The organism is Enterobacter sp. E12, assembly GCF_014596715.2.
In the GTDB taxonomy this organism is placed as follows: domain Bacteria; phylum Pseudomonadota; class Gammaproteobacteria; order Enterobacterales; family Enterobacteriaceae; genus Enterobacter; species Enterobacter bugandensis.
On sequence record NZ_CP115601.1, the window covers coordinates 3341288 to 3354402 of the forward strand.

At 56.2% G+C, this 13115-nt stretch carries 17 protein-coding genes; 5 read left to right on the forward strand and 12 right to left on the reverse strand.

What is annotated here, in order from left to right:
• Window positions 1-34 precede the first annotated feature (34 nt).
• The 5 genes from IB212_RS15995 to IB212_RS16015 all read right to left on the reverse strand — a co-directional run bounded on the left by IB212_RS15995 (window position 35) and on the right by IB212_RS16015 (window position 4017).
• A complete protein-coding gene (locus tag IB212_RS15995; RefSeq protein WP_045259691.1) occupies window positions 35-988 on the reverse strand; it encodes a transketolase family protein in 954 nt (317 codons plus the stop codon).
• Window positions 981-1811: a transketolase gene (locus IB212_RS16000; RefSeq protein ID WP_028013942.1), complete on the reverse strand. Its 831-nt coding sequence runs from the start codon at window positions 1809-1811 to the stop codon at window positions 981-983. The genes IB212_RS15995 and IB212_RS16000 overlap by 8 nt, the downstream gene beginning before the upstream one ends.
• Window positions 1808-3199: a PTS ascorbate transporter subunit IIC gene (locus tag IB212_RS16005; protein ID WP_188245947.1), complete on the reverse strand. Its 1392-nt coding sequence runs from the start codon at window positions 3197-3199 to the stop codon at window positions 1808-1810. Before IB212_RS16005 ends, IB212_RS16000 begins: the two co-directional genes overlap by 4 nt.
• Before the next feature lie 21 nt (window positions 3200-3220).
• The gene (locus IB212_RS16010; RefSeq protein ID WP_041908914.1) at window positions 3221-3493 is read right to left on the reverse strand and encodes a PTS sugar transporter subunit IIB; all 273 of its coding nucleotides are present in this window, start codon (window positions 3491-3493) and stop codon (window positions 3221-3223) included.
• Between the two features lie 80 nt (window positions 3494-3573).
• Complete coding sequence (locus tag IB212_RS16015; protein WP_028013945.1) at window positions 3574-4017, reverse strand: PTS sugar transporter subunit IIA; 444 nt, start codon at window positions 4015-4017, stop codon at window positions 3574-3576.
• 232 nt (window positions 4018-4249) lie between these two features.
• On the opposite strand from IB212_RS16015, the gene IB212_RS16020 reads away from it, so the two are divergent.
• Entirely contained in the window at window positions 4250-5269 is a 1020-nt protein-coding gene (locus IB212_RS16020) for a LacI family DNA-binding transcriptional regulator (RefSeq protein WP_041908911.1), read from the forward strand.
• A 3-nt stretch (window positions 5270-5272) separates the two neighbouring features.
• On the opposite strand, the gene yfcD is transcribed toward IB212_RS16020, so the two are convergent.
• The 3 genes from yfcD to yfcF are packed head-to-tail and all read right to left on the reverse strand — an operon-like array spanning window position 5273 to window position 7146.
• A complete protein-coding gene (gene yfcD / locus IB212_RS16025) occupies window positions 5273-5839 on the reverse strand; it encodes an NUDIX hydrolase YfcD (protein ID WP_188245948.1) in 567 nt (188 codons plus the stop codon).
• A 55-nt stretch (window positions 5840-5894) separates the two neighbouring features.
• Window positions 5895-6446, reverse strand: a complete 552-nt coding sequence (yfcE, locus tag IB212_RS16030) for a phosphodiesterase (RefSeq protein WP_188245949.1) — start codon at window positions 6444-6446, stop codon at window positions 5895-5897.
• Window positions 6447-6501: 55 nt separating this feature from the next.
• Complete coding sequence (yfcF, locus tag IB212_RS16035) at window positions 6502-7146, reverse strand: glutathione transferase (protein ID WP_041908907.1); 645 nt, start codon at window positions 7144-7146, stop codon at window positions 6502-6504.
• 140 nt (window positions 7147-7286) lie between these two features.
• Between yfcF and yfcG the strand changes: the two genes are divergently transcribed.
• The 4 genes from yfcG (at window position 7287) to IB212_RS16055 (ending at window position 9821) form a co-directional block, all read left to right on the forward strand.
• A complete protein-coding gene (gene yfcG / locus IB212_RS16040; RefSeq protein ID WP_028013949.1) occupies window positions 7287-7916 on the forward strand; it encodes a GSH-dependent disulfide bond oxidoreductase in 630 nt (209 codons plus the stop codon).
• Window positions 7917-7991: 75 nt separating this feature from the next.
• Window positions 7992-8360 (forward strand): dihydroneopterin triphosphate 2'-epimerase, encoded by a 369-nt coding sequence (gene folX, locus IB212_RS16045; RefSeq protein ID WP_028013950.1) that lies wholly within the window; start codon window positions 7992-7994, stop codon window positions 8358-8360.
• A 13-nt stretch (window positions 8361-8373) separates the two neighbouring features.
• Window positions 8374-9267 carry a TIGR01777 family oxidoreductase gene (locus IB212_RS16050; protein WP_188245950.1) on the forward strand — a complete coding sequence of 298 codons (894 nt, stop codon included), beginning with the start codon at window positions 8374-8376 and terminating at the stop codon, window positions 9265-9267.
• A gap of 44 nt (window positions 9268-9311) precedes the next feature.
• Complete coding sequence (locus tag IB212_RS16055; RefSeq protein WP_188245951.1) at window positions 9312-9821, forward strand: GNAT family N-acetyltransferase; 510 nt, start codon at window positions 9312-9314, stop codon at window positions 9819-9821.
• Between the two features lie 99 nt (window positions 9822-9920).
• Here IB212_RS16055 and hisP read toward each other — a convergent pair whose 3' ends face one another.
• From hisP to hisJ, 4 genes are all read right to left on the reverse strand, one after another.
• Complete coding sequence (gene hisP / locus IB212_RS16060) at window positions 9921-10694, reverse strand: histidine ABC transporter ATP-binding protein HisP (RefSeq protein ID WP_010433274.1); 774 nt, start codon at window positions 10692-10694, stop codon at window positions 9921-9923.
• An 8-nt stretch (window positions 10695-10702) separates the two neighbouring features.
• Entirely contained in the window at window positions 10703-11419 is a 717-nt protein-coding gene (locus tag IB212_RS16065) for an ABC transporter permease (RefSeq protein ID WP_028013953.1), read from the reverse strand.
• Window positions 11416-12102 (reverse strand): histidine ABC transporter permease HisQ, encoded by a 687-nt coding sequence (locus tag IB212_RS16070; protein WP_028013954.1) that lies wholly within the window; start codon window positions 12100-12102, stop codon window positions 11416-11418. The genes IB212_RS16065 and IB212_RS16070 overlap by 4 nt, the downstream gene beginning before the upstream one ends.
• Before the next feature lie 87 nt (window positions 12103-12189).
• Window positions 12190-12972: a histidine ABC transporter substrate-binding protein HisJ gene (hisJ, locus tag IB212_RS16075; protein ID WP_028013955.1), complete on the reverse strand. Its 783-nt coding sequence runs from the start codon at window positions 12970-12972 to the stop codon at window positions 12190-12192.
• Between the last annotated feature and the right edge of the window lie 143 nt (window positions 12973-13115).

Sequence of the window (13115 nt, forward strand, 5' to 3'; positions counted from 1 at the left end):
AACAAAAAGGCGACCACACGGTCGCCTTTTTTTATTACAGCAGCTCCCGCGCCGCCGACACAATGTCATGCGCCGTCAGGCCATACTCTTTTTGCAGGAAGTCCTGTGTGCCCACCTGGCCGTAACGCTCCTTCACGCCCACGCGACGCATCGGCACCGGGCAGGTCTCCACCAGCACTTCCGCCACCGCTGACCCGAGACCGTTGTGAATACTGTGGTTTTCGCAGGTCACAATACGCCCGGTTTTCTCGGCATAGTTTTTCACCAGCATCCGATCGATAGGCTTCAGGGTAAACATGTCGATGACCGCCGCACTTACCCCCTCCTGTTCAAGCTGGCGCGCCGCCTCCAGCGCTTCCGCCACCATGATACCGTTGGCAATCAGCGTGATATCGCTTCCCTCGCGCAACACGTTGCCTTTGCCAATGGTAAAGGTTGAGCCCGGCGCATAGACGCTCGGCGCCTGCTTGCGGATGGTGCGCACCCAGTAGAAGCCTTCGAGATCGATAAGCTGGCGCAGCACATCCTCGAACATCACCGCATCGGTGACTTCCAGCACCACCGAATGCGCCAGACCGCGCACGATGCCCATATCCTCGAAGGACATGTGCGTCCCGCCGTTGTGGCAGGCCGTCACGCCCGCATCCGAGGCAATCACCTTCACGTTGTTGCGCTGGTAGTCCAGGGACATAAACAGCTGGTCGAAGCAGCGACGGCTGGCAAACGCGGTGAAAGTGTGCACGAACGGCTTACGGCCGGTGAGCGACAGCCCCGCCGCAGTGCCAATAACGTTGGCCTCCATAATGCCGCAGTTAATCACGTGCTGCGGATAATCGCGCGCTACGCCGTCCATCGCCATTGAGCTCATCAGGTCCGCTTCCAGGGCGATAATCTCGCTGCCGGCCTCAATCTGCTTTGCCACAAAGCCCGCGTAGACCTTGCGCATCTCAACGGCGTCTTTCTGTCCTGCCGGTGCAACCTTAATCATGTGAAGCCTCCAGTTGGCGAATGGTCTCATTGAGGGCCGCTTTGCTCTCCGCGGTCAATCGCAGGTGGTGCGAGTTGCTGAGCTGTTCCAGGTACGGCACCCCCTGCCCTTTGATGCTGTCGAGGATCACCACCCGCGGACGCGCATCGGCCTCCGGTACCCTTGAAGTCACCTTCAGCAGTGCCGGAATGTCGTCCCCTTTGACCGTCACCACGTCAAAGCCAAAGGCGCGGAATTTGCCCTCCAGGTCGAAGGCACAGATGATTTCGTCCAGTTCGCCGTCGAGCTGCTGTTTGTTCCAGTCCACGAACACGGTCAGGTTGTTCAGACGATGGTGAGCGATAAACTGGAACGCTTCCCAGCACTGGCCTTCGTTCAGCTCGCCGTCGCCAACGATACAGAAGACCCGATTCGGTCGCCCGGCCAGCCTGTGCGAGAGTGCCATACCGCCCGCAATGGAGATGCCCTGCCCCAGCGAACCGGTGGTGGCATCCACGCCGCGCGTTTTCAGGCGGTCCGGGTGGCTGGGCAGACGCGTTCCGTTCTGGTTCAGCGTGCTCAACTCTTCAACCGGGAAGTAGCCCTTAATCGCCAGGGTGCTGTAGAGCGCCGGGCCTGCATGACCTTTCGACAGCACAAAGTAATCGCGCTCAGGCCAGTCCGGATCCGCCGGGTCGATCTTCATCACGGCGCCGTACAGCACCGCCAGGGTTTCCACCACCGACATGCTGCCGCCGTAGTGCCCAAAGCCCAGCTGCGTCAGGGATTTGAGGGTTTCAAGACGGATCTGACGCGCCAGTTCGGTTATCTCGTTCTCATTCATGATTTGGCTCCGGTATTTTCCTGCGCGTTACTATCCGCAGGTTTGTTTTTCGCGAAGATGTTGTAGGCCACCAGCAGCGCGAACAGCGCCACAACCAGCCCGGTGATGGCAAGCGGTGACAGGAAGCGTGCCAGGTTGCCCAGCACAATCCCGACCGCGCCGAAGTCGGCGTCCGAGAAGGTGGTGTTAGCAAAGCCAATCGCACCCAGTACCGGCAGCAGCAGGACCGGGAGGAAGGTAATCAGCAGGCCGTTAGCAAAGGCGCCTATCATTGCCCCGCGGCGTCCACCGGTGGCGTTACCGAACACGCCTGCCGTTGCGCCGGTGAAGAAGTGCGGCACTACGCCCGGCAGGATCAGCACCCAGCTAAACTGACCGCAGATGAGCAAGCCCACAATTCCCCCGAGGAAGCTGAACAGGAAGCCAATCAGCACCGCGTTTGGCGCATACGGGTAGACCACCGGGCAGTCCAGCGCCGGACGCGCGTTCGGCACCAGTTTTTCCGAGAAGCCGGTAAAGGCCGGGACGATTTCCGCCAGAATCAGGCGCACGCCCTGCAGGATGATGAACACGCCCGCCGCGAAGGTGATCGCCATGATGATGGCGTAGACCAGGTAGTTTTGCCCGCCGCTGAAGGTGGACTCCACGTACTCACGCCCGGCGCTTACCGCCATGATCAGGTAGATAATCATCATGGTCAGGGAGATGGAGATCGAACTGTCGCGCAGGAAGCTGAGGTTTTTCGGCAGGTTCATCTCTTCGGTGGAGCGCGAGCCTTTGCCGACCCTGCTGCCAATCCAGCCGGACAGCACGTAGCCCAGCGTACCGAAATGACCGAAGGCGATCTCATCGTTGCCGGTAATACGCTTCATATAGCGCTGCGCAATCGCCGGGAAAAAGGCCATAATCAGGCCGAGGATCAGCGAACCGGTAAAGACCAGCCCCACCCCTTCAAAGCCTGCGACCGTCAGGATCACGCCGATCATGCACGCCATGTAGAAGGTGTGATGCCCGGTCAGGAAGATGTACTTCAGGCGGGTAAAGCGCGCGACGACAATGTTCGCCACCATGCCGAAGGCCATGATCAGCGCGGTCGAGGCACCGTATTTTTCCAGCGCGATCGACACAATCGCTTCATTGTTTGGAATAATGCCCTGGATATTAAAAGCGTGCTCAAACATGCCGCCTAACGGGTTTAACGACCCCACCAGCACCGTGGCGCCACCGCCCAGTACAATAAAGCCGAGAATCGTTTTAATTGTGCCTTTTACGACATCAGAAAATGCTTTTTTCTGCGCGACCAGACCAATTAACGCAATTAAACCCACCAGCACCGAAGGGACTTTTAAAATATCGACAACGAAATTCAGCGTTTCAAGGATAAACATATCCACCTCGCCTTATCAGGGTTATTGTCTGTCGAACCAGGCGCGCAGCTGCGCTTCGAGTTCGTTGATATCAATGATGTTGTTGATCACCACCAGCTGGCTTTCCGGCACGCTGGCGCTGGCCGCAATGTCTTTCGCCATCACGAACAGGTCCGCCGCGCCCGGCGTAGCGGAGGAGAGATCGGAGTGTTCAACCTCGGCCTCAATGTCCAGCTTTTTAAGCACTTTTTTAATGTTCATTTCGACCATAAAACTGCTGCCCAGGCCAGAACCGCAAATAGCCATGATTTTCATTGTTGTCCCCTTATTTTGAGTAGAGCACGCCCCATCACGCTGGCGCGTAATGTTGTGAATAATCGGATTAAAAAATTAAATCAGAAGCGGTCAATAATGGCTTTAATATCCTCCAGGGTATTCGCCTGATGTAATTTCTCCATATCTTCGTCGCTGGAAAATAATTCAGCGAGCGCGGATATCATTTCGATATGGCTATGTTTATCCGGTGCCGCGAGCATAATAATCAGATCGACAGGGTCAAACTCTCCGGCACCAAAAGAGACGCCCTGTTTTAGTTTTAGTAATGACAAGCCCAGTCCTTTGGCGCCTTCCTCCGGCCGCGCATGCGGCATGGCTAGCCCTGGTGCCAGCACATAATAGGGTCCTAACGTATGGTGCTGCTGAATGATTGCCGTCACGTATTCCGGTGCAATCACCTGCAGATCCAGCAGCGGTTTCGCGCATATCTCCAGCGCCTGTGGCCAGCTTTCCACGCTATCCTGCAGCGTGATGGTTGTATCATATATCCACTTTTTGAGCATTTTCCCTCCCGCCAAACGCTAAAGATGGGCAAACTTTATTCAACCCATCAATCATTGACTGCGATCGCGATCACAAAGATAGCGCTACCAATTACCAACATACAGAAATGTGATAGCGCTATCAAAATGTAATCATGGTGTGAAATCACAGCAAAAAAAGGGATTTAAGGCGTATACTGCCTGTCACCTGAAATGAAGGAAAAAAGAACGCGTCTGGTCAGCAGGAAGGTGTATGTCTTTAACCCGAAAACGGCGCAGTACCGGAAAAGTCACGCTCGCTGATGTCGCGCAGCTTGCCGGAGTCGGCACGATGACCGTCTCCCGTGCGCTCCGCACGCCCGAACAGGTTTCCGATAAACTGCGTGAAAAAATTGAAGCTGCGGTGCAGGAGCTGGGCTATATGCCCAATCTCGCCGCCAGCGCACTGGCATCCGCGTCCTCATGGACGATTGCGATGGTAGTTCCCAACCTTTCCGAAGCCGGTTGCTCTGAAATGTTTGCGGGCTTACAGCAGGTGCTGCAGCCCGCCGGATACCAGATTATGCTGGCAGAGTCCCAGCATCGGCTTGAGCAGGAAGAGAAGCTGCTTGAGACCCTGCTGGCGTCAAATATCGCCGCCGCGATTTTGCTCAGCGTCGAGCACACCGACACCGTTCGCCACTGGCTGAAAAACGCCTCGATTCCGGTAATGGAGATGGGTGCGATGCGCGCCGATCCGATCGATATGAATATCGGGATCGATAACGTGGCGGCCATGTACGAGCTGACGGAAATGGTGATTAGGCGCGGCTACCAGAATATCGGCCTGCTGTGCGCCAACCAGGAGCAGTGGATTTTCCAGCAGCATTTGCAGGGCTGGTACAAGGCGATGCTGCGCCATCATCTGTCGCCGAACCGGGTGATTAACGCGGCGATGCCGCCGAGCTTCTCGACCGGCGCGGCACAGCTGCCAGAGTTCTTGCTGGCGTGGCCGGAGCTGGATGCGCTGGTGTGCGTATCAGACGAGCTGGCCTGCGGCGCGCTGTATGAGTGTCAGCGTCGACGCATTAAAGTGCCGGACGATCTGGCTGTCGTGGGCTTTGGCGATAGCGACGTGAGCCGCGTCTGCCAGCCGCCGCTGACGACGATGGCGGTACCGCATCGAAAGATTGGGATTGAGGCAGGTAAAGCGCTACTGGAACGTCTGAATGACGGAGACTGGCGCGACCAAAAACCCATCGCGTCCAGCCTGTGCCTGCGGGAAAGCTGTTAAGGCTTACTCAGCCTCTTCCTCTTTTTCCGCTTTGTTTTCCGGCTTAGCGGATTCGTTTTTGGCGTTGCGGGTCATCCACAGCGCCAGCGCTTTTAACGAATCCGGCGTGAACTCGTCGCAGCGGGCGGTAATCTCTTCCGGCGTCATCCAGCAGACTTCGCTCACTTCCTCTTCCAGCAGGGCGAAAGGCCCATGGGAAACGCAGCTAAACAGTCCACCCCAGACGCGGCAATGTTCGTCTTCGAAATAGAACTGCCCGTGCTCGGCAAACGGCACCCCGGCGATACCTAACTCTTCTTCCGCTTCACGACGTGCGGAATCCAGCAGCACTTCATCGGCCTGCACGACGCCGCCTGCGGTGGCATCAAGCATGCCCGGAAGAAAATCTTTGGTGTCCGTGCGGCGCTGGACCAGAATCTTGCCCATGCCGTCATGCACAACGATGTACGTTGCACGGTGACGCAGGCGCTCTGCACGCATTTGTTCGCGGCTCGCCTGCGCGATCACTTCATTTTCTTCGCTGACAATGTCAACCCATTCAGTACTTGCCAAATGATTCTGCTCCACCATCGGGAAACCTTCTCGTCTAAGCGCTCTTTCGGCGCGTTTGCAGTTGTGGTGTAACTTACGGATTAATCGCTAACTGCGCAATAACTTGCTGATCATTAAGTGCGATAACGCTCAGGGTATTTCCATCCAGCAGGCCATAGCTCGCAGGATACCCGCCTTTCGGGATGCTGACCGACCCCGGGTTAAAGTGGTAAATCTCACCGCGTTTTTCAGCCACCGGAATATGAGTATGGCCGTAAACCAGGACATCGCCAGCCGCGAGCGCCGGGAGATTATCCGGGCCGAAAAGGTGTCCGTGGGTCAGAAACAGGCGGCTGTTTTCCAGCAGAACCTGTTGCCATGGCGCGGTAAGGGGAAAATGCAGCAGCATCTGGTCGACTTCGCTGTCGCAATTACCGCGAACGGCGATAATGCGCGAGGCAAACGGGTTAAGCTTTTCCGCCACCTGCGCCGGGGCATAGCCTTCCGGCAGCGCATTACGCGGACCATGATTTAACACATCCCCCAGAATCACCAGCCATTGGGCCCCGCTTTGCGAAAACAGAGAAAGCACTCGCTCGGTCGCGGGCAGCGATCCATGGATATCTGACGCAAACATCAGTTTCATCCGTCACTCCCTGGTAAAAAAACTCCCCTTATCATACCTGAAGCGTCAGGGCTTATCAGCCCGCGCGCTTAGCGGAGAGTGCCACATAGCGCTGTACGGAGGCTCGCTGCCACTGGAACGCCGCATAGTCCACCAGCAGTTGAGGGATCTCATCGCCGTTGAGGATCAAACGGTTCAGCATCAGCGCCAGATCGGTATCGGCAATACACCATTCACCGAACAGGTTCGGGTTGCCGTGAGCGAGCAGCGAGGTTGCAGTTTCAATCAGCTTTTGCGCGCTATCGACGCCTTCTGCGCTGAGCGCTGGCTTTTTCACACCGGCAAACACGACATCCGTGGAGCGCTCGACGCGAATCGGCACCAGGTCGCTACGCAGCCACGCCTGGATCTGCCGGGCGCGGGCGCGCTTTTGCAGATCGTGAGGATAGATGCGCTCCCACTCCGGCGGTGCAAAACGATCTTCCAGATATTCATCGATCGCCGAGGATTCGCTCAGTGCAAAACCATCCAGTTCCAGCACCGGCACGCGTCGCGTCAGGTCGTAACCCTGCCACTGGGGTTTGAGGTGTTCACCACCGTCGAGATCGACGGTCTTCAGCGTAAAAGAGAGCCCCTTTTCGGCCAGCGCGACGTAAACGCTCATAACATAGGGAGAAAAGAAATTTGCATCGGACCACAACGTAATTACGGGCTGGTTCATAACATCCTCATCGGCTGATCGGTTTTTACTCAACATATAATCTCTTTGCTTCGCTGTCACTTGATGAAAACTCACGATTTACAACAAGCACCTATACTCATTTGTCATGGCACCACTATTCGCATGGACAGGAGTTGAGAATGATTGACCTTTATTACGCCCCTACCCCAAATGGCCACAAGATCACCCTCTTTCTCGAAGAAGCCGAACTGGATTACAGAATCATCCGCGTGGATATCAGCAAAGGCGAACAGTTCAACCCTGTGTTTTTGGCTATCTCGCCCAACAATAAAATTCCGGCCATTATTGATAGCCAGCCGGCGGACGGAGGCAGGCCGTTAAGCCTGTTTGAATCCGGTGAAATTTTGCTTTATCTGGCAGAGAAAACCGGCAAGCTGCTGAGCGGTGAACTGCGCGAGCGTCACCACACTCTGCAGTGGCTTTTCTGGCAGTCAAGCGGCTTTGGGCCGATGCTGGGGCAGAACCACCACTTCACCGCCTTCGCGCCGCAGACCATTCCCTACGCCATTGAGCGATATCAGGTTGAAACCCAGCGTCTTTACGGCGTTCTGAACCAGCGGCTGGAGAAAACGCCGTGGCTCGGGGGCGACCATTACAGCATTGCCGATATCGCCTGCTGGCCGTGGGTAAATACGCATGATAAACACCGGATTGACTTAGCGTCTTACCCGGCGGTGAACAACTGGTTTGAGCGTATCCGGACCCGCCCGGCCACCGAACGCGCAATGCAAAAAATCCAGCAGGTTTAATCACCTATGAGGCTGGGTGGCTGAGAGGCTCTCATGTATTATGGGCGGGAAATACTGACACGGAGAAGACCTGCAATGTCACAGCCAGACGCTATTATTCGTATAAAAAATTTACGCTTGCGCACGTTCATTGGTATCAAAGAGGAAGAGATTGCCAACCGTCAGGATATTGTCATTAATGTGGTGATTCACTACCCGGCAGACAAAGCGCGGGCCAGTGAAGACATCAATGACGCGCTGAACTATCGCACAATCACTAAAAACATCATCCAGTACGTGGAAAACAACCGCTTCTCTCTGCTGGAAAAATTAACCCAGGATGTGCTCGATATCGCACGCGATCATCACTGGGTCACTTATGCTGAAGTAGAGATCGATAAACTTCACGCCCTGCGCTATGCCGACTCCGTCTCCATGACGTTAAGCTGGCGACGCCAGGCGTAAACCTGGAGGTTGTATGGAGATTCTGCTGACCGGCGGTACAGGCCTGATTGGGCGCCATCTCATTGCGCGTTTGCAGGCGCTGCATCACGACATTACCGTAGTGACCCGCAGCCCGGAGAAAGCGCGCCAGGTGCTGGGCGCGGGGGTCGATATCTGGAAAGGGCTGGCCGATCGGCAGAATCTGGACGGCTTCGACGCCGTCATCAACCTTGCGGGTGAACCCATCGCCGATAAGCGCTGGACCGAAGAGCAGAAACAGCGGTTGTGCAGCAGCCGCTGGAACATCACTGAGAAACTGGTTGAGCTGATTCGCAACAGCCAGACCCCGCCGTCGGTGCTGATTTCAGGCTCTGCAACGGGCTATTACGGCGATCTCGGCGAAGTGGTGGTGACCGAGGAAGAGCCGCCCCACAACGAGTTCACCCATAAACTCTGCGCCCAGTGGGAGCGCATCGCCTGCGCGGCGCAAAGCGATATTACCCGCGTCTGCCTGCTGCGTACCGGCGTGGTGCTTGCGCCGAAAGGCGGCATTCTGGGTAAAATGCTTCCGCCCTTCAGGCTGGGGCTCGGCGGGCCGATCGGCAACGGGCGACAGTACCTGGCCTGGATCCATATCGACGATATGGTGAACGGCATTATATGGCTGCTGGATAACGAACTGCGCGGGCCATTTAACATGGTTGCGCCGTATCCGGTGCGAAATGAACAGTTTGCCCACGCGCTGGGGCATGCCCTGCATCGCCCGGCGATATTACGCGTGCCTGCGACGGCGATTCGCCTGTTGATGGGCGAAGCGTCCGTGCTGGTGCTGGGCGGTCAGCGCGCGCTGCCAAAACGGCTGGAAGCGGCGGGGTTTGCGTTTCGCTGGTATGACTTAGAAGAGGCGCTGGGGGATGTGGTACGCTGAATATGTTACAGTGATACGCCATGTTCCGATGAAATGGCGTAACAATGGCAACCATCACCACTCCCCGGCTTCATCTCACCCCTTTCGAACTCTCTGACTGGGCGTTCTTCCGCTCGCTGCGCGAAAACCGCGACATTATGCGCTATATGGCCGCGATTGCGCCTGAGAAAGAGACCCGACGCGTGTTTGCCGCACGCCTGATGGCGGAGCATGTCTTCGTGATCCGCTTTCTGAATGAAGATACGCCACTCGGCGATATCGGCCTGCAAATCAGCCCTGAGAATCGTGAAGAGGCGGACATCGGCTACACGGTTGTGCCTGCCGCGCAGGGAAAAGGCATCGCCAGCGAGGCGCTGCGCGCGGTATGTGACTACGCGTTTAACCAGACCGGCGTGAAGGCGATTAACGCGTACGTGCTGGCGGACAACGGCGGGTCTGTGCGGGTGCTTGAGAAAGCCGGGTTTGTGCGCACGCAGGTGCTTGAAAAGGCGTATGAGATTGACGGTGTGCGGTATGACGACTGGGTGTATCGCCTGGAGTGTGGTGCGGCCTGAATGCCGGGCGGCACTGCGTTTGCCCGGCCTGGGGTTTTGTAGGCCCGGTAAGCGAAGCGTCACCGGGCGATTGGGCTGCACTGCGGGCTGATGCCCTCTTTATTTCAGAGATCCTTTAAGGAACTGCTGCAAACGCGGGCTCTGCGGGTTTGCCAGCACCTCATCAGGGTGCCCCTGCTCTTCAATTTTCCCCTGATGCAGGAAAATCACGTGGTTCGAGACGTTACGGGCGAAGCCCATCTCGTGCGTCACCACCACCATCGTTTTGCCCTCTTCGGCCAACTTCTGCATGATGCGCAGCACTTCGCCGACGAGTTCCGGGTCCAGCGCGGAGGTCGGTTCGTCGAACAGCAGCACTTCCGGCTCCATTGCCAGCGCCCGGGCGATGGAGACACGCTGCTGCTGGCCGCCGGAGAGGTGTACCGGATACTTCATCTGCTGGCGCTCGTCGATACCCACTTTCGCCAGGTATTTCACCGCGCGTTCCCGGGCTTCCTGCTTGCTTAGACCGAGCACCTGAACCGGCGCTTCCATCACGTTCTCCAGCACCGTCATGTGGCTCCAGAGGTTGAAATGCTGGAACACCATTGTCAGGCGAGTACGCAGCAGGCGCAGCTGATGCTTATCCGCCACCTTCAGTTGGCCGTCTTTGTCACGCACCAGGTTGATGTTCTGCCCGCTCACCACAATCGAGCCTTCGCTCGGCTTTTCGAGGAAGTTAATGCAGCGCAGGAAGGTACTTTTACCCGAGCCGGATGAACCGATGATACTGATCACGTCGCCTGCGTTAGCCTGCAGCGACACCCCTTTCAGCACTTCATGTTCGCCGTAGCGTTTGTGCAAATCAATAACGTTTAATTTGTTCTCAGCCATCATCTTTCTCAGTGCGTCGAAGAAGGTTTTATATGCTGCAACCAGCGTTTTTCAGCCTTACGGAACAGGCTAATCAGAACATAAGAGATAATTAAATAGAGCACCGCCGCAATGCCAAACGCGGTAAACGGCTGATAGGTCGCGGAGTTGATATCGCGCGCGATTTTGAGCAGGTCCGGCACCGTGGCGGTAAAGGCGAGCGCGGTGGAGTGCAGCATCAAAATGACTTCGTTGCTGTAGGCCGGTAGCGCAATGCGCAGCGCCGACGGCAGAATAATGCAGCGGTAAAGCTTCACCGAGGAGAAGCCGTACGCGCGCGCCGCCTCGATCTCACCGTGCGGCACGGAACGAATGGCCCCGGCGAAAATCTCGGTGGTATAGGCGCAGGTGTTGAGCGTTAGCGCCAGCACCGTACAGTTCAGGCCGCTGCGGAAGAACGCATTCAGCATTTCCGTGCCTTTTACGATCTCCAGCGTATACATCCCCGAATAGAACACCAGCAGCTGCACGTACAGCGGCGTGCCGCGAAACACATAGGTAAATAGCCAAATCGGGAACTGAATAAATTTATTGTTCGACACGCGACCGATGGCGAGAAACACCGCCAGAATGCCGCCCATCACCACGGAAGAAATCAGCAGCCAGAGCGTGATCGCCACGCCGGTAAAGCGGTAGCCATCCGTCCACAGCAGGGATTTCCAGTATTCCTGAATAATCTCAATCACAGGTCAGCCCTCTTCACACCCACGGAGTAGCGACGCTCGAGCAGAAGCAGCACACCATTGGAGACGGTCGTAAAGACCAGATAGATCGCGCCGCAGACCACCGCAAAGTAGAACGGCTCCCAGGTGCTCTTGCCCGCCAGTTGAGTCGCTTTCACGACGTCTTCCAGACCGAGCAGCGAGACCAGCGCCGTTGCTTTGAGGATAACCTGCCAGTTGTTGCCGATGCCCGGCAGCGCATAGCGCATCATGGCCGGGAACATAATCCGGCGAAACGTTTGTGAAGAGGTAAAACCAAATGCGGTTGCCGCTTCAATGTGTCCTCTGGGAACCGCCATATAAGCGCCACGGAAGGTTTCCGTGAAGTAGGCACCGTAGATAAAACCGAGGGTGATAATACCGGCCACCATCGGGTCGATATCAATTTGTCCCATGCCCATCGCATCCGTCACGCTGTTCAGGGCAATCTGCAGGCCGTAAAAAATAAGCAGCATCAGCACCAGATCGGGTACGCCGCGAATGAGCGTGGTATAGCCTTCGAAAATGAGCGCCAGCGGTTTGTTAGCTGAAAGCTTCGCCCCTGCGCCCGCCAGACCTATCAGCACCGCCAGCACCACGGAGCTGATAGCCAGCTCAAGGGTGACAAGCGCGCCCTGTAAAATAACGCCAGAAAATCCGTACAGCATACCGCGAGCCCTGTCGTATCGTGAGTGGTAAACCGTGTCTTATCCCCTCCCCCAGCGGGAGGGGCCGCACGTTATTTGACGGAGCGATTAGCCGCCGTACACATTGAAATCAAAGTACTTTTTCGCCAGCTTGTCGTAGGTACCGTCAGCGCGCATTTCAGCAAACGCTTTGTTCAGCGCCTCACGCAGTTCGTTGTCTTCCTTACGCAGGCCCATACCGGTGCCCACGCCAAAGAGTTTCTCGTCCTTAATGGACGGACCGCCGAACTTATAATCTTTACCCACCGGCGTTTTCAGGAAACCTTCGCTTGCCGCGACTTCATCCTGGAATGCCGCATCAATACGGCCTGCCGTCAGGTCTGCGTAAATATTTTCCTGGCCCTGATAGGAGACGATTTCGATCCCCTTCGGCGCCCAGTGTTCGTTACCGTAGGTTTCCTGCGTGGTGCCCTGCAGCACGCCCACGCGTTTCCCCTTCAGCGACTCGAGGGTCGGTTGAATGTCAGAAGACTTAGCCACTACCAGACGTGAATCGGCCGCATAGAGCTTGTCGGTGAAGGCAATCTCCTGCTGACGTTTCTCGGTGATGGAAAGCGAGGACATAATCACGTCTATTTTTTTAGCTTTCAGGGAAGGGATCAGCGCATCCAGCGGGTTCTCTACATAAGTACACTGTGCTTTGATGCGTTTGCACAGCTCATTGGCCAGATCGATGTCAAAACCCACCAGTTCACCCTTTGAATTCTTCGATTCAAACGGCGCGTAGGTTGGATCGGTACCAATACGAATTTTCTGCGGAATGGCTGCGAAGGCCGCGGTGGCGCTGGAAAAGGCCAGTACCAGAGATAATGACAACACGAGTTTTTTCATATTTGTCCTCAACAAACTGTCTTCATACGGTTTTTTTACGACGACGGGGTGGGGTTAATGTGCCATTAATCCACGCTGTCAGGCAAAGAATAATGCCTTTCAGACGGGAATTTTTGCATTATAAATGCTTAAGTATGCACATA

Excerpts from the sequence above, each read along its gene's own strand:
- yfcE (WP_188245949.1), bottom strand. The coding sequence starts at position 6,446 with ATGAAACTGATGTTTGCGTCAGATATCCATGGATCGCTGCCCGCGACC.
- IB212_RS15995 (WP_045259691.1), bottom strand. The coding sequence starts at position 988 with ATGATTAAGGTTGCACCGGCAGGACAGAAAGACGCCGTTGAGATGCGC.
- hisJ (WP_028013955.1), bottom strand. The coding sequence starts at position 12,972 with ATGAAAAAACTCGTGTTGTCATTATCTCTGGTACTGGCCTTTTCCAGC.
- hisP (WP_010433274.1), bottom strand. The coding sequence starts at position 10,694 with ATGGCTGAGAACAAATTAAACGTTATTGATTTGCACAAACGCTACGGC.
- IB212_RS16005 (WP_188245947.1), bottom strand. The coding sequence starts at position 3,199 with ATGTTTATCCTTGAAACGCTGAATTTCGTTGTCGATATTTTAAAAGTC.
- yfcD (WP_188245948.1), bottom strand. The coding sequence starts at position 5,839 with ATGGTGGAGCAGAATCATTTGGCAAGTACTGAATGGGTTGACATTGTC.
- IB212_RS16055 (WP_188245951.1), top strand. The coding sequence starts at position 9,312 with ATGGCAACCATCACCACTCCCCGGCTTCATCTCACCCCTTTCGAACTC.
- IB212_RS16000 (WP_028013942.1), bottom strand. The coding sequence starts at position 1,811 with ATGAATGAGAACGAGATAACCGAACTGGCGCGTCAGATCCGTCTTGAA.
- IB212_RS16050 (WP_188245950.1), top strand. The coding sequence starts at position 8,374 with ATGGAGATTCTGCTGACCGGCGGTACAGGCCTGATTGGGCGCCATCTC.
- IB212_RS16020 (WP_041908911.1), top strand. The coding sequence starts at position 4,250 with ATGTCTTTAACCCGAAAACGGCGCAGTACCGGAAAAGTCACGCTCGCT.
- yfcG (WP_028013949.1), top strand. The coding sequence starts at position 7,287 with ATGATTGACCTTTATTACGCCCCTACCCCAAATGGCCACAAGATCACC.
- IB212_RS16015 (WP_028013945.1), bottom strand. The coding sequence starts at position 4,017 with ATGCTCAAAAAGTGGATATATGATACAACCATCACGCTGCAGGATAGC.
- IB212_RS16010 (WP_041908914.1), bottom strand. The coding sequence starts at position 3,493 with ATGAAAATCATGGCTATTTGCGGTTCTGGCCTGGGCAGCAGTTTTATG.
- folX (WP_028013950.1), top strand. The coding sequence starts at position 7,992 with ATGTCACAGCCAGACGCTATTATTCGTATAAAAAATTTACGCTTGCGC.
- IB212_RS16070 (WP_028013954.1), bottom strand. The coding sequence starts at position 12,102 with ATGCTGTACGGATTTTCTGGCGTTATTTTACAGGGCGCGCTTGTCACC.
- yfcF (WP_041908907.1), bottom strand. The coding sequence starts at position 7,146 with ATGAACCAGCCCGTAATTACGTTGTGGTCCGATGCAAATTTCTTTTCT.